Origin of the sequence: Pelobium manganitolerans (assembly GCF_003609575.1) — a bacterium.
Classification (GTDB): domain Bacteria; phylum Bacteroidota; class Bacteroidia; order Sphingobacteriales; family Sphingobacteriaceae; genus Pseudopedobacter; species Pseudopedobacter manganitolerans.
The window spans coordinates 30,715-51,222 of the sequence record NZ_MBTA01000028.1 but is presented as its reverse complement, the minus strand read 5'-3'; the positions used below and the strand labels follow the sequence as shown (position 1 = coordinate 51,222).

The 20,508-nt window shown below is 40.7% G+C and carries 23 protein-coding genes; 9 read left to right on the top strand and 14 right to left on the bottom strand.

Going from position 1 to position 20,508, the window contains the following annotated elements:
* Nucleotides 1-3: 3 nt before the first annotated feature.
* Nucleotides 4-666: a sigma-70 family RNA polymerase sigma factor gene (locus tag BCY91_RS14955; protein ID WP_120182855.1), complete on the bottom strand. Its 663-nt coding sequence runs from the start codon at nt 664-666 to the stop codon at nt 4-6.
* 8 nt (nt 667-674) lie between these two features.
* Nucleotides 675-1,061, bottom strand: a complete 387-nt coding sequence (locus BCY91_RS14950) for a hypothetical protein (RefSeq protein WP_120182854.1) — start codon at nt 1,059-1,061, stop codon at nt 675-677.
* A 232-nt stretch (nt 1,062-1,293) separates the two neighbouring features.
* On the opposite strand from BCY91_RS14950, the gene dnaE reads away from it, so the two are divergent.
* The 6 genes from dnaE to BCY91_RS14920 all read left to right on the top strand — a co-directional run bounded on the left by dnaE (nt 1,294) and on the right by BCY91_RS14920 (nt 8,528).
* Entirely contained in the window at nt 1,294-5,661 is a 4,368-nt protein-coding gene (gene dnaE / locus BCY91_RS14945) for a DNA polymerase III subunit alpha (RefSeq protein ID WP_120182853.1), read from the top strand.
* A 61-nt stretch (nt 5,662-5,722) separates the two neighbouring features.
* A complete protein-coding gene (gene vapB, locus BCY91_RS14940; RefSeq protein WP_120182852.1) occupies nt 5,723-5,923 on the top strand; it encodes a type II toxin-antitoxin system VapB family antitoxin in 201 nt (66 codons plus the stop codon).
* Nucleotides 5,920-6,309: a type II toxin-antitoxin system VapC family toxin gene (locus BCY91_RS14935; RefSeq protein ID WP_120182851.1), complete on the top strand. Its 390-nt coding sequence runs from the start codon at nt 5,920-5,922 to the stop codon at nt 6,307-6,309. Before vapB ends, BCY91_RS14935 begins: the two co-directional genes overlap by 4 nt.
* A 193-nt stretch (nt 6,310-6,502) precedes the next feature.
* The gene (locus BCY91_RS14930) at nt 6,503-6,913 is read left to right on the top strand and encodes an Rrf2 family transcriptional regulator (RefSeq protein WP_120182850.1); all 411 of its coding nucleotides are present in this window, start codon (nt 6,503-6,505) and stop codon (nt 6,911-6,913) included.
* An 86-nt stretch (nt 6,914-6,999) separates the two neighbouring features.
* Nucleotides 7,000-7,650, top strand: a complete 651-nt coding sequence (locus BCY91_RS14925) for an NAD(P)-dependent oxidoreductase (RefSeq protein ID WP_120182849.1) — start codon at nt 7,000-7,002, stop codon at nt 7,648-7,650.
* 110 nt (nt 7,651-7,760) lie between these two features.
* The gene (locus BCY91_RS14920; RefSeq protein ID WP_120182848.1) at nt 7,761-8,528 is read left to right on the top strand and encodes a hypothetical protein; all 768 of its coding nucleotides are present in this window, start codon (nt 7,761-7,763) and stop codon (nt 8,526-8,528) included.
* 1 nt (nt 8,529) lies between these two features.
* Here the strand turns inward: BCY91_RS14920 and BCY91_RS17980 are convergent, their stop codons facing one another.
* The 5 genes from BCY91_RS17980 to BCY91_RS14895 form a co-directional block, all read right to left on the bottom strand.
* Nucleotides 8,530-8,610 (bottom strand): type II toxin-antitoxin system RelE/ParE family toxin, encoded by an 81-nt coding sequence (locus BCY91_RS17980; RefSeq protein ID WP_120182968.1) that lies wholly within the window; start codon nt 8,608-8,610, stop codon nt 8,530-8,532.
* A 28-nt stretch (nt 8,611-8,638) separates the two neighbouring features.
* A complete protein-coding gene (locus tag BCY91_RS14910; RefSeq protein ID WP_120182847.1) occupies nt 8,639-9,115 on the bottom strand; it encodes a hypothetical protein in 477 nt (158 codons plus the stop codon).
* On the bottom strand, nt 9,090-10,022 hold the full coding sequence (miaA, locus tag BCY91_RS14905) for a tRNA (adenosine(37)-N6)-dimethylallyltransferase MiaA (protein WP_120182846.1): 933 nt from the start codon (nt 10,020-10,022) through the stop codon (nt 9,090-9,092). The genes BCY91_RS14910 and miaA overlap by 26 nt, the downstream gene beginning before the upstream one ends.
* A gap of 135 nt (nt 10,023-10,157) precedes the next feature.
* Complete coding sequence (locus BCY91_RS14900) at nt 10,158-10,775, bottom strand: IS1096 element passenger TnpR family protein (RefSeq protein WP_120182845.1); 618 nt, start codon at nt 10,773-10,775, stop codon at nt 10,158-10,160.
* Between the two features lie 38 nt (nt 10,776-10,813).
* On the bottom strand, nt 10,814-12,214 hold the full coding sequence (locus tag BCY91_RS14895) for a CCA tRNA nucleotidyltransferase (protein WP_120182967.1): 1,401 nt from the start codon (nt 12,212-12,214) through the stop codon (nt 10,814-10,816).
* Between the two features lie 428 nt (nt 12,215-12,642).
* Between BCY91_RS14895 and BCY91_RS14890 the strand changes: the two genes are divergently transcribed.
* The gene (locus BCY91_RS14890) at nt 12,643-13,044 is read left to right on the top strand and encodes a GreA/GreB family elongation factor (protein WP_120182966.1); all 402 of its coding nucleotides are present in this window, start codon (nt 12,643-12,645) and stop codon (nt 13,042-13,044) included.
* A 154-nt stretch (nt 13,045-13,198) separates the two neighbouring features.
* Complete coding sequence (locus BCY91_RS14885; protein ID WP_245989166.1) at nt 13,199-13,408, top strand: hypervirulence associated TUDOR domain-containing protein; 210 nt, start codon at nt 13,199-13,201, stop codon at nt 13,406-13,408.
* 141 nt (nt 13,409-13,549) lie between these two features.
* Here BCY91_RS14885 and BCY91_RS14880 read toward each other — a convergent pair whose 3' ends face one another.
* The 4 genes from BCY91_RS14880 to BCY91_RS14865 all read right to left on the bottom strand — a co-directional run bounded on the left by BCY91_RS14880 (nt 13,550) and on the right by BCY91_RS14865 (nt 17,635).
* Nucleotides 13,550-14,119 (bottom strand): L-threonylcarbamoyladenylate synthase, encoded by a 570-nt coding sequence (locus tag BCY91_RS14880; RefSeq protein ID WP_120182843.1) that lies wholly within the window; start codon nt 14,117-14,119, stop codon nt 13,550-13,552.
* Nucleotides 14,106-14,930: an O-antigen ligase family protein gene (locus BCY91_RS14875; protein WP_182995405.1), complete on the bottom strand. Its 825-nt coding sequence runs from the start codon at nt 14,928-14,930 to the stop codon at nt 14,106-14,108. The genes BCY91_RS14880 and BCY91_RS14875 overlap by 14 nt, the downstream gene beginning before the upstream one ends.
* A gap of 430 nt (nt 14,931-15,360) precedes the next feature.
* The gene (locus BCY91_RS14870) at nt 15,361-16,632 is read right to left on the bottom strand and encodes a nucleotide sugar dehydrogenase (RefSeq protein ID WP_120182841.1); all 1,272 of its coding nucleotides are present in this window, start codon (nt 16,630-16,632) and stop codon (nt 15,361-15,363) included.
* Between the two features lie 184 nt (nt 16,633-16,816).
* Nucleotides 16,817-17,635, bottom strand: coding sequence for a 2,3,4,5-tetrahydropyridine-2,6-dicarboxylate N-succinyltransferase (locus tag BCY91_RS14865; protein WP_120182840.1), 819 nt, complete (start codon nt 17,633-17,635; stop codon nt 16,817-16,819).
* A gap of 73 nt (nt 17,636-17,708) precedes the next feature.
* Between BCY91_RS14865 and BCY91_RS14860 the strand changes: the two genes are divergently transcribed.
* A complete protein-coding gene (locus tag BCY91_RS14860) occupies nt 17,709-18,107 on the top strand; it encodes an RNA-binding S4 domain-containing protein (protein WP_120182839.1) in 399 nt (132 codons plus the stop codon).
* Nucleotides 18,108-18,222: 115 nt separating this feature from the next.
* Here BCY91_RS14860 and BCY91_RS14855 read toward each other — a convergent pair whose 3' ends face one another.
* The 3 genes from BCY91_RS14855 to trxA all read right to left on the bottom strand — a co-directional run bounded on the left by BCY91_RS14855 (nt 18,223) and on the right by trxA (nt 20,393).
* Nucleotides 18,223-19,200: a Gfo/Idh/MocA family protein gene (locus BCY91_RS14855; protein ID WP_120182838.1), complete on the bottom strand. Its 978-nt coding sequence runs from the start codon at nt 19,198-19,200 to the stop codon at nt 18,223-18,225.
* A 113-nt stretch (nt 19,201-19,313) separates the two neighbouring features.
* Nucleotides 19,314-19,913 (bottom strand): OmpH family outer membrane protein, encoded by a 600-nt coding sequence (locus tag BCY91_RS14850; protein ID WP_120182837.1) that lies wholly within the window; start codon nt 19,911-19,913, stop codon nt 19,314-19,316.
* 159 nt (nt 19,914-20,072) lie between these two features.
* A complete protein-coding gene (gene trxA / locus BCY91_RS14845) occupies nt 20,073-20,393 on the bottom strand; it encodes a thioredoxin (protein WP_120182836.1) in 321 nt (106 codons plus the stop codon).
* Nucleotides 20,394-20,508 lie beyond the last annotated feature (115 nt).

The following is a 20,508-nucleotide window of genomic DNA, read 5'->3' as shown; positions in this document are numbered from 1 at the left end:
TCCTTAGTTTTGATCCTTAATCACGTTTATTTTATCCATTACCCGGTTTACCATTTTATCGCAATAAATTAGGTTAAACTGATAAATGTCTTCTTTTGAATAAATTTTCTCAATCTCTTGCCTTAGCATACGTTTAGCGCGGCTTAACCTGGTTTTCACGCTATCTTCAGAAATTGCCAAAATCTCTGCCACCTCTGCACCTTTTAAACCGTTTGCCTCTCTTAACGTAAACACCACCCGGTAGTCTGTCGGTATTTTTTCTAAGGCATCTTCAATAATCATATTCAACTCATTGTTCAACACCGTTTTTGATGTATCTGTGTGTTTATCATCACTAAACATAGGCATACACTGTTCGTTGATATCTTTTGCTTTAACATTTTTAAACGCCCATTTGTTTTGTTTTTTGAAACAATTATGGAGCATAATTTTTAGCAGCCACGTTTTTAAACTGCAGCGATGTTCAAACTTTGCAAGGTGTGTAAAAGCATCTACAAAGGTATCTTGCATTAAATCCTGAGTGTCTTCGTGGTTGTAACGGTACGATCTGCCTAAGCGGTAAAGAAAAGAATTGTTACGGCGTATCAAGATTTCAAACAGAAATGTCTCTCCTGCAACTATTCGCTTTACCAGCTCGGCATCGGTATAAGTTTGGGGCAACTCCATATCTAAAATTATAGCTTTAAGGCGCGCGCTAAATTAGCCATTGAAAAAGCGCCAATGGCCATTACTAAATCTCGCACAGCAACATCTAAAAAGTGCAAGCTAAAAATTAACGTTATCGCGATAGAAGCCAACCAAGCTGCTACAATATAACCGCCAACGCTGGCTTTTTTCCAAACAATTATGCCGGCTACAATCTCAATTACGCCAACAATCATCATAAAAGTGTGTGCCGAAAAAGGCAACAACCCTAATATCGCTGGGTTAATATACTGGTCCCACTGGACCAATAAATTGGTGAATTTATCAATTCCTGCCACAATTGGCACTACCACAAACACAATATATAATAAATTGTAAGTGGTTTTAATTTTGTCATTTAAAGCTAAAGTTTCCATAATCTATTTATTTGTTTTTGTATGCTAATAGAGTTGGGCACTTAAAAAAAGGTGACAAAAAATCTCATTTTTTTAAAAAGACTAAAAACAATGACTATGATTTATGAATTTTGGATGATATAACAAATTATCAACAGCCCCAAAAGCTTCCCAATTTTTGATAAATTTGGTATCGCGTCAGAATTTCTATCTGCCGTTTTCAAAGTGCTAGCTAACAATAATATATCCGAATATGTATTTAATTTTTGATACCGAGACCACAGGTTTGCCGAAGAGATGGGACGCCCCCGTTACCGATAGCGACAATTGGCCCCGTTGTATACAAATAGCCTGGCAACTGCATGATGACATGGGCCGGCTCATCAAAAATGAAGACTATCTGGTAAAACCCGAAGGGTTCAACATTCCGTATGATGCCGAGCGTGTTCACGGCATTTCTACGGATTTGGCCACCCAGCAAGGTATTTCTTTAGCAGAAATGTTGGAGAAATTCAACATCGCGCTAAGCGAAACCAAATTTGTTGTTGGCCAAAACCTAAACTTTGATATCAATATTATGGGTGCCGAGTTTCACCGCTTGGGCATCCAAAACAACTTGCTTAACCTGCCGGTTTTAGATACCTGTACAGAGGTTACCGCAAGCTTACTGCAAATCCCGGGCGGCCGTGGTGGCAAATTTAAACTGCCTACTTTAACAGAACTGCACCAGTATTTATTTAACCAACCTTTTGCAGAGGCCCACAACGCCACCGCCGATGTGGAAGCAACTACCCGCTGCTTTTTTGAACTTTTACGGAAAGATGTATTCACCATTGCCGATTTACAGGCCGAGGAAGAATATCTTACCAACTTTAAAAGTGTAAATACCGAGCCTTTTAAATCCATCGGCTTAAAACACATCAACCTTAAAGAAGAATCGGCAAAAATAAAAGCGGCCACAGCTACACAGGCTGGCGCCGTTAACCAACAGAACGTAGCCGCCAACCTAGCCGATTTAGCTTCTGCCGAATTTGTGCATCTGCATAACCACACGCAGTTTAGCATTTTACAATCAACCACGTCTGTTGGTGCTTTGGTAAAAGCGGCCGCCAAACACAAAATGCCGGCTGTTGCCCTTACAGACCACGCCAACATGATGGGTGCTTTCCATTTTGTTAGCGCCGTGATGAACCATAACAAAGCGGCAAAAGCTAAAAACGAAGCCGCTTTAGAAGCCGGACAAAGCGCCACAGAAACCATTATTAAGCCTATTGTAGGTTGCGAGTTTTTTGTTTGCGATAACCATACCGATAAAAGTCGCAAAGACAATGGCTACCAAATTGTATTTCTGGCGAAAAGCAAAAAAGGCTACCATAACTTGGCAAAAATGTCGTCCATTGCGTACACAGCAGGTTTTTATTATGTGCCACGGATAGATCGTAGCGTAATTGAACAATACAAAGAAGATTTGATTGTACTTTCTGGGAACCTTTACGGCGAAGTACCTAATAAACTTTTAAACCTGGGCGAGAAGCAGGCCGAGGAAGCATTATTGTGGTGGAAAGATACGTTTGGCGAAGATTTTTACGTGGAGCTGATGCGCCACAACCAAGAGGACGAAAACAATGTAAACCAAACTTTGGTTGCGCTTGCACAAAAGCACCAAGTTAAACTGATAGCTACCAACAACACTTATTACGTAAACCAAGAAGATGCACACGCGCACGATATTTTGCTTTGCGTAAAAGACGGCGAAAAATTGGCTACGCCAAAAGGCCGGGGCCGTGGTTTTAGGTTTGGCCTGCCCAACAGCGAATACTATTTCAAATCGGGCGAAGAGATGAAGAAGCTTTTCGCTGATATTCCCGAAGCCATTTCTAACATTCAAGAAGTGGTAGATAAAATTGAGGCTTACACGCTTCACCGCGATGTATTGCTTCCAAAATTCGAGATTCCCGAAGAGTTTTTGGTGGCCGAGGATGAGCAAGACGGTGGCAAACGTGGCGAAAATAAATATCTGGCGCACCTTACCTATTTGGGCGCCGCCAAACGTTACGATGAAATAACGCCCGCCATTAAAGAACGACTGGATTTTGAGCTGGCCACCATCGAGAAAACCGGCTACCCGGGATATTTTTTGATTGTACAGGATTTTATCGCGAAAGCGAGAGAGTTGGATGTTTCCGTGGGCCCGGGAAGGGGCTCGGCGGCAGGTTCGGCAGTGGCGTATTGCTTGGGCATCACCAATATTGATCCTATCGCTTATGATTTGCTTTTTGAGCGTTTCCTAAATCCGGACCGGGTTTCAATGCCCGATATTGATATCGATTTTGACGATGAGGGCCGGGGACGCGTGATGGACTATGTAATTAATAAGTACGGAGCCAGCCAGGTTGCGCAAATTATCACTTACGGCACCATGGCCGCCAAATCATCTATCCGTGATACGGCACGCGTGCTGGATTTGCCCCTTTTTGAAGCCGATAAAATTGCGAAACTCATCCCAAATATGAAGCTGGCGAAGATTTTCAATTTAGACGATACGGCACTAAAAAGTGCTTTGCGCTCCGAAGAATTGGAAAACGTGAACCTGCTAAAAGGCATTGCAGAGGGCAGCGATTTAAGCGCCGAAACTTTACGGCAAGCACAGGTTTTAGAAGGCTCTGTACGTAATACCGGCATTCACGCTTGTGGCGTTATCATCACGCCAAGTGATATTACCAACTTTGTTCCCGTAGCTACGGCAAAAGACTCCGACTTGTACGTTACCCAGTTTGACAACTCGGTGGTAGAAAGTGCCGGCTTGTTAAAAATGGACTTTTTAGGCCTTAAAACGCTTACGCTGATTAAGGACACTGTAAAATTGGTGAAGCAAAAAACAGGTATCGAGCTGGATCCGGACCACTTCCCTATTGATGATGAGAAAACTTATGAGCTTTTCCAGCGAGGCGAAACGGTAGGTATTTTCCAATACGAATCGCCGGGGATGCAAAAGTACATGAAAGAGTTGCGCCCTACCGTTTTTGGCGATTTAATTGCCATGAACGCGCTTTACCGCCCCGGGCCAATGGATTATATCCCAAGCTTTGTGCGCCGTAAAAACGGTGAGGAGGAAATTACCTACGACATCGCGGCAAGCGAAGAATACCTGAAAGAAACCTATGGCATCACGGTTTACCAAGAGCAGGTGATGTTGCTTTCGCAAAAACTGGCCGGTTTTACCAAAGGCGAAGCCGACGTTTTGCGTAAGGCGATGGGTAAAAAGCAAAAGGATGTGCTGGATAAGATGAAACCCAAATTCATCGCGCAGGCAGCAGAAAAAGGTCATGACCCTAAAGTTTTAGAAAAGGTTTGGAAAGATTGGGAAGCTTTTGCTAGTTACGCCTTCAACAAATCGCACTCTACCTGTTACGCTTGGATTGCTTACCAAACGGCCTATTTAAAAGCGCATTATCCGGCAGAATATATGGCCGCGGTGCTTTCTAACAACATGAACGACATTAAACAGGTGACGTTTTTTATGGAGGAATGTAAGCGCATGGGCCTAGAGGTTTTAGGTCCAGATGTTAACGAATCGCACTATAAATTTACAGTAAACCACAACAACGCCATCCGTTTTGGCATGGGCGCCATAAAAGGTGTGGGCGCCGGCGCTGTGGAAACCATTGTAGAAAACCGTAAAGACGGCAAATACAAATCTATTTTTGATTTAACCAAACGCGTTGACTTGCGGGCGGCCAACAAAAAAGCCTTAGAAAATTTAATATTGGCCGGTGGTTTTGACTGCTTCGAGGGCACACACCGCGCACAATATTTTTATGAAGATGGTGGCAGCAGCATGCTAGAACAGGCCATTAAATACGGTGCAAAACATAAAGAAAACGAAAATTCATCGCAAGGGAGCTTATTTGGTGGCGGTACCGCTGTTGAAATGCCCGAACCTTCTTTACCGGACTGCGAAGAGTGGGGCTTAATAAAAAAACTGGCTAACGAGAAAGACGTGGTGGGTATTTACATTTCAGGGCATCCTTTAGACGAATACCAATTGGTACTGAGTAAATACTGCACAAAAGGCAATTTGGCCGCTTTCGCTGATATTGATAAAGGGCTAGATTTCCAATTTAAAGTTGGCGGCATTGTTACTTCTGTGGTGCACAAAGTCTCTAAAGACGGGCGCGGTTTCGCATATTTTAAACTGGAAGGTTATGATGATGCTTTCGAGTTTGCCATTTTCCGTGATGACTATTTAAAATTTAAACACCACTTAGTGCCAAATAATTACCTCTATATCAAAGGGAATGTAAGTTATTTCTCTAATCCGGATGGCAGCAAACGCTCGCGCATTAATTTCCAAGAATTTTCTGATTTGAGGGATGTGCTAGAAAAACAATCCAGCAAGATTGACATTTGTTTAGAATTGGAACACATTAACGGCACTTTAATTAGCGATTTAGACGAAATATTCAATAACCACATGGGCAGTAAAAAACTAGGTTTTGTGGTGCTGGATCGTAAAGAAAAAATTAAAATAGACTTACCTAGCAAAAGCCGGCAGATTAATATCAGCAAAGAACTGTTGTGCAGTTTAGATGAAATGGAATTGGATTATGTGTTGAGTTAAAGAGAAATAAACCGGGATTTTTTCGCGTTTTAGTCTGGAAAATAGTTTTTTAGCTAAAGCTATGACAACTTTTACGTTATATAAAAAATTGGATGCTTTGCCAGCCGACTTGAAGAAGCAAGCAATGGCCTACATTGACGAACTTATAAAAAAAAGCGATAATCTAAAAAAAGCACGTCCGATGTTTGGCGCCTTAAAAGGTAAAATAAAGTTAGCGGAAGATTTTGATGAACCTCTTGATATTTTCAAAGACTACATGTGAGAAACTATTTACTTGACACGCATACGCTGTTATGGTTTCTAAATGGGGATATACAACTTTCCAAGTTAGCAAAAGAAAATATCGAAAGTTCACGCTCCAAAAAGCATATCAGCATCATTTCTTTATGGGAGATAGCAATAAAGCTCAGTTTAAATAAGATGAGTATGCAGGTTTCATTAACAGATTTGAAAAACGAGATTATAAACAATGGTTTCAAACTATTGCCCATAGAATTTAACCATCTCACCACACTTTTAGCCTTAGAAAACCACCATAAAGATCCCTTTGATCGTTTAATAATTGTTCAAGCAATAACAGAAGAACTTACTCTAATTTCTAAATATCAAAATTTTGTTCTTTATAAAAATCTCAATTTAACGTGGTAGGTTTCCTACTCCGAGAGCCGGCGCTGGTTTACAACCGGCGCCTCTTTTTTGGTCTCAGCTCCAAGCTGCGCCGGTTAAAAACACTCCATCACCTTCACCTTTCCTCGTCAAACAAAAGTAATTTCGTTCAATAAGCCTACAATCCTATAAAAATTGTTTCTACTTTTGTACTGTAATAAAAAACATTACAGAAATGAATAACGGACGTTTTGCCATTGCCACGCATATTTTGGTTTTGCTTTGTAAAAACGAACGAGAACTTCTTTCATCAGACTATATTGCAAGCAGTATCAACATCAACCCTGTTTTGGTCCGTAAAGAAATTTCTGTTTTAAAAAAAGCTGGAGTTGTAAGCAGCAAAGAAGGAAAAAATGGCGGTTGCTATTTAGCAAAAAAAGCATCAGATATTAATCTGGGGTTTATATTCAAATTAGTTTTCCCTAAATCCATCTTATCTTTAGCTAAAAACACTCCCAATCCTAAATGCCCTGTTGGTAAAAAAATTAACGGGCACCTGGAAAATTTATATTCCGAAGCAGAACAAGCAATGTTGCAAAAACTATCGAACATAAATTTAAAAGACTTTTGTAAAAAGTTTGATTGATTTTTTTAACGAATAACTGTGCCAAATAAAATTACATTATTAATCGCGAAATTTTATCGCAAATATTTATCAATAAATAGATTATCATGAAAATTGCAATTGTAGGTGCCACAGGATTTGTGGGCAAAGCCTTAGTTAACGAAGCATTAAACCGTGGTCATGAGGTGATTGCCTTGGCCAGAAACAGCGGAAAACTAGCTTTTGAAAATGAAAAGCTGACGACCAAGGATGTAGACGTGTTAAATACGGAAGAAACTGCCGATATCTTCCAAAATGCAGAGCTAATAGTAAGCGCATTTAACGCCGGTTGGGAAAATCCTAATTTATACAACGACTTTTTGGCAGGATCAAAAGCTGTTGAAAAAGCCGCAAAAAAAGCCGGCAAACGCCTTATTGTTATTGGTGGCGCCGGAAGTTTGTACATTGCGCCAACCTTTCAGTTGGTGGATACAGACGGGTTTCCGGCCGAATTTAAAAACGGAGCCAAAGCTGCACGCGATTACCTTAACCATTTGCAATCACAAACAGACTTTGATTGGACCTTTTTTAGTCCGGCCATAGAAATGCACCCAGGCATAAATACAGGCCGAACCGGAAAATACCGCTTAGGTAAAGACGAACCTGTTTTTGATGCTGCGAACAGCTCTAAACTTTCGGTAGAAGATTTAGCGGTAGCTATTATAGACGAGGCAGAGCAGGCAAAACACGTGCGCCAAAGATTTACGGCAGCTTACTAAACACGGATTGCTGTGAAACGCGCATATTTTTGGAAACCACCGCTCTAAAATATTTTCTGCTTGCGCTTGCTAAACCAAACATTTAGATATATTATACGCTATAAAAAACTATGCGTAAACCTATACTTTTAGTTGCTTTGGCGCTTTCAATTAACGCAAAAGCTAGCACTTTTAACATCAACAAAATTAGCGCACAAAATATTACTGTTTTAAAGGATAGCGTACCGGAAAATGCAATTGGCGCAAAACCAAGTGTAATTCCTTTAAAAAAATTTAGGCTAGCTTTTAGCGGAGGGCCAAGCTTTTTAATGAGCAAAACCAACAATAACGTTCCGGAAGACTTTAGGCAGTACGTTAAAGAGCTAAAATCGGGCTCGCATTTTAGCGTAGATGGAGGCTATTTTTGGCGAGAAGATATTGGTCTAGGTTTAAAATATTCAAGTTTTTACAGCAAAAATAGCATGGCGAATGTTTATGTTGAAGACGCTTATGGCCAACAACGTTATGGATCCATGGCCGACAATATAAATACGCAGTTTGTGGGCGCTGTATTTTACAACCGCGCACAATCTAAATCTGCTAAAATCACGTGGCTGGCAAATATTGCCCTAGGGTATATCAGCTATAAGGACGAAGGAAGATTGGTAGACCCGATTAAAATAACGGGTTCTAACATTGGCGCGAGCTTGGATTTTGGTGCAGATTTTAAACTTTCGAACAGTTTGTATTTAGGATTACAGGCCGGATATATGCTTGGCGTATTAAAAAAATTAAAATATACCACCAGCGCAGGGCAACAAACCTTAAAACTAGACAAAGACAATTATGAAAGCATGAATCGCATTGATCTTTCTGGCGGCATTAGATGGGTTTGGTAAGCTAATCATAATGAAACCTGCACTTGGCAATTAATATTTCATCATCTATAACTTTGTCAATAAGGCGGTGTTCTTCATTGATTCTGCACTAAGATTGGCAAAATGCATCGTTAACCCGCACTCTGCTTAAAATTATCTTTTAATTGTTGTACCAAGTCGTTTAGTGTTTCATCGTGCAATTTTTGCGCGCTTTTGCCATTTGCGGCAAAGCCGTGGTTGGCAATCACCAAATTGTTAAAAATGCTAACCGTTTCGTTGTCTAAAATAGTGGTGATTAAAATTTGTTCCTTCGCCGGATATTGTTGCCACAGGCTTTCTATTTGCCAAAAACCATCTTGCGTGCGGTATCGGGTGCTAATGTTTTTTATTCCTAAAAATTCATCGCGGTAGCTTTGAAAATCGTGATAAGCGCCAATTTTAAACCCAGCGTAGCAACAAAACAATGCTCCGGCACTCACTAAATAAGGGAATGCTTCGCTCCTTTCTGATCTTGGTGTTTCTTTAAACATGGCCAAACCAATCAAAAAGCCCAGCATCAGACCCATTAAAAAACCACTGGTACTAGCCGTGCTCTGTTTTTTCATCATTAAGCTTGCTTTCAATAAACGTTACCACTTCATCAAATTGCTGCGGATTAAACCAACGGATCCCTTCATTTTTTTTGAACCAAGTAATTTGGCGTTTGGCAAAGTTCCGCGTGTTTTGTTTCAATTTATCAACTGCTTGCGCCAGCGTCCACTCGCCGTTTAAATACCTGAATATCTCCGAGTAGCCCACGGTTTTAAGCGCATTTGAATGTTGGAATGTTTGCAAAGATTTCACTTCTTCTACCAAACCGTCTTGCATCATCAGGTCTACGCGCTCATTTATCCTCTGATAAAGCCACTCCCTATCCGCGTTTAAGCCAATGAGGATGTACTCAAAATCCCTTTCACGGCGTTGTTTCTGGCGGCGGAAGGAAGAAAAAGGTTTTCCCGTGCTGATGCAAACCTCCAAAGCTCTGATGACGCGCTGCGGATTATTCAAATCAACTTCTGCATAATAAGCTGGATCTAATTTTTGCAAGTCTTGTTGCAAAGCAGGTAAACCTTCTTCGGCTAAACGTGCGTTTAAGCCTTCGCGCACTTGGGCGGGTGCCTTAGGCAGTTCATCAAAACCGTATAAAACTGCGTTTACATACAAGCCAGAGCCACCTACCATTATGGCAACCTTATTTTTTTCAAAAATATGCTGTAAGGTAACTAAGGCCTGTGCCTCAAAATCTCCTACGTTATAATCATCTTGTACGGAGATAGCGCCTATGAAATGATGTTTTGCCGCCTTAAGCTCCTGCGCATTCGGTTTGGCTGTGCCAATGCTCATCTCTTTAAAAAACTGCCTCGAATCTGCCGAGATAATCTCCGTCTCAAAATGCTGCGCAAGCTTGATAGCCATCGCTGTTTTGCCGATTGCGGTTGGCCCTACAACTGCAATTAATGTTTTTGCTTTACCCAAACTAAGCTGTTTTTAACAAATATAGCGCTTTTGCACCAAGCGGATCCGCTGCGCCCAACTATCAAAAAAAAAAGACCTCCAAACTCTCGCCGGAAGTCTTAATTTTTTGACTTTTTATTTTTTACTTTTTACTTTTTAATCTCTATCGTCGTAATCGTCGTCTGAAAACTCGTTTGAAAATTCGTCTTCTTCGTCACCACCTTCTTCATCATTGTCTCCGTCATCGACTTCAGTATCGGTATTCAAACTGTCTAACTCATCATCACTGGCCAAAGTCATATCGTTATCGTCCAGTTCATCGGCATCATCAGCATCAAAATCATCATCTGGCGACATAAACGGAACGATAATTTTCGGCGCTTCTCCTATAGCTTTAAATAAACTCGGAAACTCTTTAGTCGCATCGTTATCCAAAATTTTAATCAGCTCTACATGCAGTTCGTAAGGCTTATCAAAGTTGTACACGTAGTAAAACTTCTGATGCGGATCATCGATAAAACGGCTTAAACGCGAGTTTTCCATCAGGGCTACACCGTTATCAATTTTACGTTGCGTAGGCAGATAAGCTAGCTCTTCATTTTTTATCCATTGATCATTACTTACGTAAAACGACGAAGGTTTTTCGGGGTCGTAACCAATCTGCTTCAAAAAAAAGAAGTGGAGATCTTTAAAAGTTTGGTTGGATTTGATGTCGATTTCGCGCACTACGTCGTCATAATCCTCAAAACTTATTTTAAATCTGTAAACTGCCATGGTGTAAAATATTTTTTGATTGATAATTGTTGAAATAACTAAGCAAGTTTCAAGCCCAAATCGGCGCCCAATTTTGCCATCAGCTGCAAAGCTTCTTGGCGGTTATTGGGGATATCACCGTCTAAAATGGCTTCGCGTATTTGGTTTTTGATAATCCCTACTTCTCTGCCGGCCTTAATATTAAAAGCCGTCATGATATCTTCGCCACTCACCGGTGGTTGCCAGTTGCGTATTTGGTCTTTTTCTTCTACGTCTTTAAGTTTTTGCTGAACAAGCTCAAAATTATTACGGTATTTTTTGATTTTGTACTCGTTTTTGGTAGTAACATCCGCATTGCACAGCGTCATTAGGGCGTCAATATCTTCGCCGGCTTCAAACAAAAGCCTCCGCACCGCCGAGTCTGTTACCACTTCTTTTGCCAACACAATGGGGCGCAAGTGCAATAAGACCAATTTCTGCACAAACTTCATTTTATCGTTAAGCGGAAGTTTAAGCTTATCGAATATTTTTGGCACCATTCGCGCGCCTTTATCCTCATGCCCGTGGAAGGTCCAGCCCTGTTTTTTATCAAAGCGTTTTGTTGCAGGCTTGGCAATATCGTGCAAAATAGCAGCCCATCGCAACCACAAATCGTCACTTACTTTGGCCACATTATCCAGCACCTGCAGCGTATGATAAAAATTGTCTTTATGTCCTTTTCCTTTGATGTACTCCACGCCATAAAGCGTTACCATCTCCGGAAATATCAAATGCAATAAGCCGGTATCAAACAGATATTTAAAACCGATAGAAGGCACCGGCGATAAAATAATTTTGTTTAATTCGTCGGTAATGCGCTCTTTAGAAACAATGGCAATGCGCTCTTTATTTGTTGCAATGGCCTTTAATGCCTCATCGCTAATTTTAAAATTCAGTTGCGATGCAAAACGTATGGCGCGCATCATCCGTAAAGGATCATCAGAAAAAGTGATAGCCGGATCTAAAGGTGTTACCATTACCTTTTGTTCCAGATGTTGAATGCCGTTAAAGGGATCTATCAGCTGGCCATAGTTTTCGGCGGATAAACCGATAGCCATAGCGTTGATGGTAAAATCGCGGCGTTTTTGGTCGTCTTCTAAAGTGCCGTCTTCTACAATGGGCTTCCGGGATTCGGCGCGGTACGATTCCTTACGCGCACCCACAAACTCCACCTCCAAATCGTGATAACGAAGCATTGCCGTACCAAAGTTCTTAAAAACAGTAACCTGCGCGTTAATGGCTTTGCCCACTGCGGTTGCAAAATCGGGACCGTTGCCCAGCACTACAATATCAACGTCTTTTGAGTTGCGATGCAGAAAAATATCGCGCACAAAACCTCCAATAACAAAGGCCTCCACTTTTTGTTGCTGTGCAATGCGGGAGACAATTTTGAATATCGGATGGGTAAGGTGCTTTTCCAACTGCCGTTTTCTGATTTGCGAAGCTGCAAATATAGCAAAGGCGCTGTTTATTGAAAATGCTTTATAGCGCATTTAGTATGGCAAGATGACAAAGCTATCTTTATTCCTCTTTAAAATTTGCTTATCTTAGTGTTTTAAAGATTAATTGTAAAATGGACATGTCGGTTTATTTATATAAGAGTAATTGCCGCTTAAACCTTTCGTGTTTATCGGCTTATGTTCTGGACCGTGCTTTCTTAAAAACCAATAAAGACTTTATAAATTAACCCCTGTCAAATCCCAAGGCAGGGCAAGCACTCCCCATATTTTTTTATTAACCGCTAACCGCGGCACGCTAATTCGGTATTGCAAAGCAAGCGCTTATGCTATGTTTTGTTTTGGGACGGATTTAGAATTTGGCAAACAGCGGTAAAAACAAACAGATAATCATGTCAGTAGAAACTTTAGAAGCAAACCCAAAACATATTGTATTAACTACCGGGATTTACGATTTAATAAAAGAGCATATTAGAAGAAGAAAGGTAACGCGCGAGGAGGAAGAAGTGCTGAACACGCAACTTAAATATGCCGAGCAAGTGTTGAGAAAAGATTTACCTGCCGATGTTGTGACCATTAACACGCGTGTAACGGTAAAAAACCACAGCACCAACGAAGAGCTGGTTTACACTTTTGTAGGTCCAGAGCGTGCCAGAAAGAAAAACAAAACGGAATCCATTTTAAGCAAAATTGGCTTAGCTACCGTTGGATGTAAAGAAGGCGATTTGATAAATTGGGAGCTTGACGGTGTACAAAGCAACGTAGAGATATTGAAGGTTGAGCGTCTTCCATAGATTTATAGCTCGAGGTTAATTTTAAAGCCGGTGTTTCAGCAAATGAGGCATCGGTTTTTTTTGTCAGATGGTTAGATGTTAGGGGCTAGGTGTTAGGGGCTTAGATATTGGAGCAGTTTTTGGTTTAATTGTTTGAAACAGAAGTATAAAAATCATGAAAAAGTTTAAAGTGGGCGACCATGTAAAATGGAATTCGGAAGCGGGCCATGTTTCTGGGAAAATTGTAAAAGTACATACCAAAAATTTTGACTATAAAGGCTATACACACCACGCTAGCGAAGATGACCCTCAATATGAAATTAAAAGCGACAAAAGCGACCATGTGGCAGCGCACAAGGGGAAAGCTTTGAGTTTAGTTAGTTAGGTGGTTAGGTGCTAGTTGGTTAGGGTTTAGGAACAAAGGCGTGCTAGCAAAGATGAGCCACAGTACGAGGTAAAGTGATAAAACCGGAAGCTTAGCGGCGCATAAAGCCGATGCTTTAACGCATGAAGCCGACTAAAATTCTTACTTCCGGATAAACTTGAATTTACCGTCGGCCTCCAGCTTCATAATGGTGGAAGCCTGCTTTTTTTCGGTAAGTTCTTGTTCCCAATCTACCACGAAATCAACGCCCGTCTTGATTGTTTCAGAAAGTTCGGCAAATGTGGCTGCCGTTGGCTCTCCGCTGATGTTTGCAGAAGTTGAAACTATGGGCTTACGAAAACGCTGAATTAGTTGCTGGCAAAACTGATGCTTAGGGATGCGGATGGCAATGCTTCCGTCTTCTTGGTTGATAAGATTGGACGCTAAATTTTTTGCCCCGGAATAAATGATGGTCAAGGGTTTTTCTGCGTAGGCAATTAAATCATAAGCAACATCCGGTACTTCGGACACGTAACTTTGAAGCTTGTTCTCGCTATCTAGCAAAATAATCAAACTTTTACTGTCTTCGCGTCTTTTTAGCGCATAAACTTTTGCTACTGCTTCTGGGTTGGTGGCATCGCAGCCTATGCCCCAAACGGTATCTGTTGGGTAAAGTATTAATCCGCCGTTTTTTAAGATTTCTAAAGCCTTATTAATTTCAGTTTGTAGCATTAATTGTTTGTTGGTGTTTTTGGATTATCAAAACTAAAAAAATAAATGCCGCTAATGTAATTTGCTTTTCTAAAGTATTTTCAATTAGCATGTGCAAAACAAACGGCAATAATATCCAACCGTAACCTTTTGTTGTAAACTGTTTAAATATCAGCCACAAAATTACCAAAGCTAGTACCGCACCGCCTAAAACCCCAAAACACAGCAGAAAATACGCAAACTGATTATGCACAAACACTCGGTTCTCTGGTATCAGCAAATAGCTGTTTAAGGCGTACTGCTCCTGCATTCTTTGCTCGGCTATGGTTGGCGAAACGCCATAAAGCGGATGACGTAAAATGATTTTATAGGCACAATCCAACGCTAAAATCCGCTGAGTTAGTGAATTAAAATTTGGATTCTTGTTCTGCTTAAACACCTTTAAATCTTGTACGGTGTTTTGATAACGCGCATTTATAGAGGGCACAAAACTAAAAACCACAGCAAAAAATAAAACCATAAATAAGGCAAGCCAAACTGATTTTCTGTTGCTTATTAGTAGCCACCGGATTAGATAAAGCGCTAAAAAAATATAAACTGCGATAACAGAAAATCTAAATGCGATGAGGTGTAGCTGAAAAAACATCAGCCCCAGCAAAATAAGCAGTAACAGGCGTGCCCAAGGACGGTTCTCTTTTTCTGCCGTTACTAAACCAAACCCGAACGCGATTACATACAGCAAATTCAAGTTAGAATGGTGGGAACCTATAACCGGTTCAACGTTTTTACTCGCCTCTACCGCGCTTACAAAAGCATCAAAATCAACTAACACTTGAATGCTTAATATCGATAAACTTAGGCTAGCACAAGCGATAAAAACCCAACCGATTTGATATAAAAGCTTTGAGAAAATTTTTCTTTTGAATAAAAAAGCGCTGGGCAACAGCAGCAACAACGCGTGGTTAAATAAAAGATGCAATCCGTACGCCAGGTTTTCTCCGCCAGCCAAAATACGAAGGGCGTAACACGCGTAGATAAAGAAAAAGGCTATTACTAGTTTAGATTGTTGTAGTTTAAAAGGCGCCTTAAAATAACTATAAATAGCCTGGAGTAATAACAACACACAACTTATAGAAAGTATGGCGCGCGAAAAAAACAATCCGCACACCAAACAAAAGCAAAGAAGATTAAAGCCATCAAAAAGGTTAAAGTCGATTTTCTTGAAAATGGCTTTTCCCATCTTTTTCAACTTAAGCTGCCGTTTATAGGCGTTTGCTCACCAAATTTGGAGGCAAGGTTGCTTTTACATCGTACACAAAGGTATTCGCGTGCATCATCGGTTTAAAGTCGAGGTTTTGAAATTCTTGATGTGCAACGGCGTGCACAATGGCATCAAATTGCGTGTTTTCCACATCGGCAAGCTGGTGCAAATCAATATCATACTCATGTTTTACCTGTTGCGCGCTTGCCCAAGGATCAACCACGGTTACATCTAATCCAAAAGCTTTCAGTTTGTTATAAATGTCAACAATTTTAGTGTTTCTTACGTCGGTGCAGTTTTCTTTAAAGGTTACGCCCAAAATAAGCACTTTGCTGCCTTTAACCTTAACATCGCTATCTATCACGCCTTTTAGCACTTCATCGGCTATAAACTCGCTCATGGCATCGTTAATGCGCCTGCCGGCCAATAAAATTGACGGCCGATAACCCACAGATTCCGCTTTTTGTGCCAAATAATAAGGATCTACACCTATGCAATGGCCACCTACCAAACCGGGTTTGTATTTTAAAAAGTTCCATTTAGTGGCCGCTGCATCTAAAACATGCTGTGTGTCTATATTTAGGCGGTTAAAAATTAGGGCAAGTTCGTTCACAAAAGCAATGTTTACATCTCTTTGTGAGTTTTCAATCACCTTCGCCGCCTCGGCCACCTTAATGCTTTGCGCTAAATAAGTTCCGGCTTTAATGATGCTTCCGTACAAGGCGTCTATAAATTGTGCTGCTTGTGGCGTTGAGCCCGATGTTAATTTAAGGATGCTGGTGAGCGTGTTTATTTTGTCGCCTGGATTAATCCGCTCGGGAGAATAACCACAGGTAAAATCCACATTAAACTTTAATCCGCTTTCTTTCTCCAAAATAGGCACGCAATCTTCTTCTGTACAACCCGGGTATACGGTAGATTCATAAATTACAATATCGCCTTTTTTTAAAGCTTTGGCTACGGTTGCACTAGCTTTTTGCAATAAAGAAATATCCGGACTGTTAAACTTATCAACCGGCGTTGGTACAGATACGATATAGATATTGCAATTGCCCAGAAGCTGAGCATCATTGGTAAATTTTAAGTTTGTTGCGTTGCGAAGTTCGCTTTCATTGGCTTCTAAAGTAGTATCAATACCTTGTTTAAGTTGAGATACGCGCTCTTTGTTAACATCAAAACCGATTACCGGATATTTTTTTGAAAATTCTAAAGCCAAAGGTAGGCCTACATACCCGAGGCCGATAACGGCAATTTTCGCGTCGGACAAATTCATGCTGTAAATGTAGAAATTTAGCGCATGAATTGTAGGTTTGTTTCAATTAAACCTTAACATCTGAAATCAATTTTACCTTTTTTCCTAACATCTTGAATACAGTAAAAAAACACCGGATCCATCACAAAAATAAAAGGCTTAAGAAAACCTTAAACCTTTTACACTTTTTAATATTTACCAATTTTTACACCGCAACATTATGCTCTCTTAAAGCATCATTCAGCGATGTTTTTTTATCGGTTGATTCTTTTCTTTTGCCAATGATTAAAGCACATGGCACCTGGTACTCGCCAGCAGGGAACTTTTTGGTATAAGAACCCGGAATTACTACAGAACGCTCCGGAACCACCATTTTATGCTCCACAGGTTCTGGCCCTGTTACATCAATAATTTTGGTTGATGCGGTTAATACCACATTTGCGCCCAAAACGGCCTCTTTCTCTAAACGCACGCCTTCTACTACAATTGCGCGTGAGCCTAAGAAACATCCATCTTCGATAATTACCGGCGCTGCCTGCAAAGGTTCTAAAACACCGCCAATACCTACACCACCGCTAAGGTGAACGTTTTTACCAATTTGTGCGCACGAGCCTACGGTAGCCCAAGTATCCACCATAGTACCTTCATCCACATAAGCGCCAATGTTTACGTACGAAGGCATCATAATTACACCTTTTGCTAAATGCGCCCCGTAGCGTGCAACCGCGTTCGGCACAATTCTAACCCCGTTCTTTTTGTAATCAGTCTTAAGTTTCATTTTATCGTGGTAAACAAAAGGCCCCACGCTGTACTCGTCCATCTCGCGGATTGGAAAATAAAGCACAACCGCCTTTTTCACCCACTCATTCACGTGCCAAATTGTACCAACCTGTTCTGCAACGCGCAGTTCACCCACGTCTAAACGGTCAATAACCCGCTCAATGGCATTTCTATATTCTTTGAAGTTGAGCAAATTTCTGTCTTCCCAAGCTTCTTCAACTAATTTCTTTAATTCGGCAATCATTTTTTTATTCGTTTAATCCGCAAAATAAAGGTTTTTTTACGATAAGCGTGAATTTTGCGTTAATTTTGGATTGATGACGGAGAAACTAAGGATTGACAAGTATTTATGGTCCATAAGGTTGTTTAAAACACGTTCTTTAGCAACAGAAGCATGCCGGGCCGGACGTGTGAAAAAAGATGGAACCAACATAAAACCCAGTCATGAGGTAAAAATTGGCGAGGTTTACCAAGTTTCTAAAGCTATAGAAAAACGCACGATACAAGTTGTAGAGCTTTTAACAACCCGTGTTGACGCTAAAAAAGCGGTTTTGGCTTACGCCGATTTAACCCCGCCGGAAGAAACTGCGCGCTTTAAATCTATGTTTCATGCGCCGGTACTTAAACGCGATCGCGGTACCGGACGGCCAACTAAAAAAGACCGTCGTGAAATTGACGATTTGAGCGAGAGCTTTTTTGACGACGAGGAGGATTAGTTGTTTAGGGACTAGATGGTTAGTTTGTTAGGAGTTAGTTGGCTAAGTTATAAGTAACTTGGATATTTTAAAGATTAAATTTATCGATCAAACTGTTTAACCTATCTAAACCTTATTAAACCTTAACCGTCATAAAGTTCTCCATCACCTCCATACTTACTAGTGCGTCTTGTAAAGAACAAGGATTTTCGCCATTAACGCCGGCAAAGTAATCAACGGTTTTTGCAATCATAGCTTGCTGTACGTGTTGCATAGGCGGAAAATCAAAATGGATGGTTTTTCCGTTGGCGGTTAAACTCATATTGGCGCTAAAGAAAGAAAAACTGATTTTTCCCTTACTACCAATAATTTCGCAACGTTCCACTTCATCCTCTGGCAAACTATTAAAACACCATGTGCCGGTAAAGGCAACATCTTTCGCAAACAAAATTTGCCCAAGGGTAACATCCGCCACCGGCTCCGTTTTTCGTTGGTTTACAGAAAAACCGTTAAATGCCAAAGGTTTACCAAAAATATGTACTAAAATATCCAACTGGTGAGGTGCCAAATCAAAAAACAAACCGCCTCCAGAAATTTCCGGGTTGATGCGCCAATTTTCCTCGGTTTTGGCAATAGCTTCTGATCCGGGTTGCTGATAAAGTTTTAAATCTACCAAGCGGATGTCGCCAATTACTTCTTGATCTATCAATTCTTTCAGTTTCAGAAAAAATGGCTGTGCGCGCCGGTAATGTGCTACCACAACCTTCTTTCCATAACGCTTTTCTGCCTCTATCAATTCTTTACACTCGACGCTGTTTAAAGTAACCGGTTTTTCAATGTAAACGTTTTTGCCAGCTTTCAAAGCTTGTAGCGCATAATCTTTGTGCGGTGCCGGTGGCGTAGCAATGTATATGGCGTTAATATTTGCATCGTTAATTAAATCATCGGCCTTGCTATACCATTTATCCACTGCATGGCGCTTAGCGTAATCTTCTGCTTTGGAAGCGTTTCTGCGCATAACGGCTTCTACGCGCGAGTTGCCCACTTTGTTAAACGCGGGACCGCTTTTTATTTCGGTAACGTCGCCGCAGCCTAGTATTCCCCAGTTTATCATCGTTAGTTGGTTAGGTGGTTGGTTTGTTAGTTGTTAGTAGCAAGTACTTAGACTTAAAATTACTCAAAAAAAAAGCCCGAATAAGATCGAGCTTTCTGAACATTATGTTTCAGTTATTTTTTATCTTTTTTATAAGCTTCGTTTAAGCCTTGGATAACCTCGGCAGTAACATCTAAACTTTCATCGGCAAACAAAATAGTTGGGTTGGTTTTGGTGTAAGTTAACACCATTTTATAACCTTTCTTTTTGGCATAACCTTTTAAATAGTCGGCTACTTTATCGTATAATTTTTCGCTTTCGGCAGCTTGCTCATTTTGTAAAGCAGCGCCGGCATTTTGCTGAAAACCTTGCAATTCTTGTTGTTTACGTGCCAAGCGCTCTTCTGTTTTTTGGCGCTGGTCTGCACTCATGGTGTTTGCCCCCTGTTGGTACGCAGCCACTTCGCGCTGGAAAGCTGTTCCTTTATCTTTTAAATCGGCCTCTGCACGTTTAGATTTAGCTTCCAACTTGGCATTCATATCTTTAAAATACTCGTATTTAGCCAGTAACGAATCCGAGTTCACATACACAAACTCGTTTTTAACGTCGGCATTTGCCGTAGCCTTAGGCTTTACGGCTGTTTTAGCTTCTTGGTTATTGTTACAGGCCGCCAACGCAACTACCATTGCCAAGCCAGCACCAGCCTGTGTAATTTTGGAAATAAACTTGGTCATTTTTAATTTGATTTATCCGCAAATATAGAAAATCAGAAAAGGTATCCTAATACTTAGGCCTTTTAAAACGTTAAAAGGTGTTAAATTTTATAAAATAAAAAAACGGCCTCCCTTAATAACAAAGAAGGCCGTTTTTTAAAAGCTATTTAACAATATGTTTTATGCTAGTTGCGCATCTAACTTGCCTGATAAAACAGATTTTGGCACTGCGCCGATTTGTTTGTCTACAATTTCGCCGTTTTTGAAGAACAGCAAAGCCGGAATATTTCTGATACCGAATTTCACCGATATATCTGGGTTGTGGTCCACGTTAACTTTGCCCACAACTGCTTTACCTTCATACTCTTTAGCAATTTCTTCCACAACCGGGCCTACCATGCGGCACGGACCGCACCACTCTGCCCAAAAATCTACCAATACCGGTTTATCTGATTTTAAAACCAACTCGTCAAAGTTGGCGTCTGTAATTTCTAATGCCATGATCAAATATTTTAAATGATGAACTCCAAATATAAAGCCAAGCTCTTTTGATAGCAAATAGATATTTATAATCTTGTGATAGGTAAAGGTTATATCTCAACATGTCTTTCAACTC

What these genes read in the sequence shown, in the direction of transcription:
- BCY91_RS14860 (WP_120182839.1), top strand. Translation starts at nt 17,709, where the DNA reads ATGACGGAGAAACTAAGGATTGACAAGTATTTATGGTCCATAAGGTTG.
- vapB (WP_120182852.1), top strand. Translation starts at nt 5,723, where the DNA reads ATGACAACTTTTACGTTATATAAAAAATTGGATGCTTTGCCAGCCGAC.
- BCY91_RS14885 (WP_245989166.1), top strand. Translation starts at nt 13,199, where the DNA reads ATGAAAAAGTTTAAAGTGGGCGACCATGTAAAATGGAATTCGGAAGCG.
- BCY91_RS14865 (WP_120182840.1), bottom strand. Translation starts at nt 17,635, where the DNA reads ATGATTGCCGAATTAAAGAAATTAGTTGAAGAAGCTTGGGAAGACAGA.
- BCY91_RS14910 (WP_120182847.1), bottom strand. Translation starts at nt 9,115, where the DNA reads ATGATGAAAAAACAGAGCACGGCTAGTACCAGTGGTTTTTTAATGGGT.
- dnaE (WP_120182853.1), top strand. Translation starts at nt 1,294, where the DNA reads ATGTATTTAATTTTTGATACCGAGACCACAGGTTTGCCGAAGAGATGG.
- BCY91_RS14850 (WP_120182837.1), bottom strand. Translation starts at nt 19,913, where the DNA reads ATGACCAAGTTTATTTCCAAAATTACACAGGCTGGTGCTGGCTTGGCA.
- BCY91_RS14955 (WP_120182855.1), bottom strand. Translation starts at nt 666, where the DNA reads ATGGAGTTGCCCCAAACTTATACCGATGCCGAGCTGGTAAAGCGAATA.
- BCY91_RS14920 (WP_120182848.1), top strand. Translation starts at nt 7,761, where the DNA reads ATGCGTAAACCTATACTTTTAGTTGCTTTGGCGCTTTCAATTAACGCA.
- BCY91_RS14855 (WP_120182838.1), bottom strand. Translation starts at nt 19,200, where the DNA reads ATGATAAACTGGGGAATACTAGGCTGCGGCGACGTTACCGAAATAAAA.
- BCY91_RS14925 (WP_120182849.1), top strand. Translation starts at nt 7,000, where the DNA reads ATGAAAATTGCAATTGTAGGTGCCACAGGATTTGTGGGCAAAGCCTTA.
- BCY91_RS14870 (WP_120182841.1), bottom strand. Translation starts at nt 16,632, where the DNA reads ATGAATTTGTCCGACGCGAAAATTGCCGTTATCGGCCTCGGGTATGTA.
- BCY91_RS14930 (WP_120182850.1), top strand. Translation starts at nt 6,503, where the DNA reads ATGAATAACGGACGTTTTGCCATTGCCACGCATATTTTGGTTTTGCTT.
- BCY91_RS14950 (WP_120182854.1), bottom strand. Translation starts at nt 1,061, where the DNA reads ATGGAAACTTTAGCTTTAAATGACAAAATTAAAACCACTTACAATTTA.
- BCY91_RS14900 (WP_120182845.1), bottom strand. Translation starts at nt 10,775, where the DNA reads ATGGCAGTTTACAGATTTAAAATAAGTTTTGAGGATTATGACGACGTA.
- BCY91_RS14880 (WP_120182843.1), bottom strand. Translation starts at nt 14,119, where the DNA reads ATGCTACAAACTGAAATTAATAAGGCTTTAGAAATCTTAAAAAACGGC.
- BCY91_RS14890 (WP_120182966.1), top strand. Translation starts at nt 12,643, where the DNA reads ATGTCAGTAGAAACTTTAGAAGCAAACCCAAAACATATTGTATTAACT.
- trxA (WP_120182836.1), bottom strand. Translation starts at nt 20,393, where the DNA reads ATGGCATTAGAAATTACAGACGCCAACTTTGACGAGTTGGTTTTAAAA.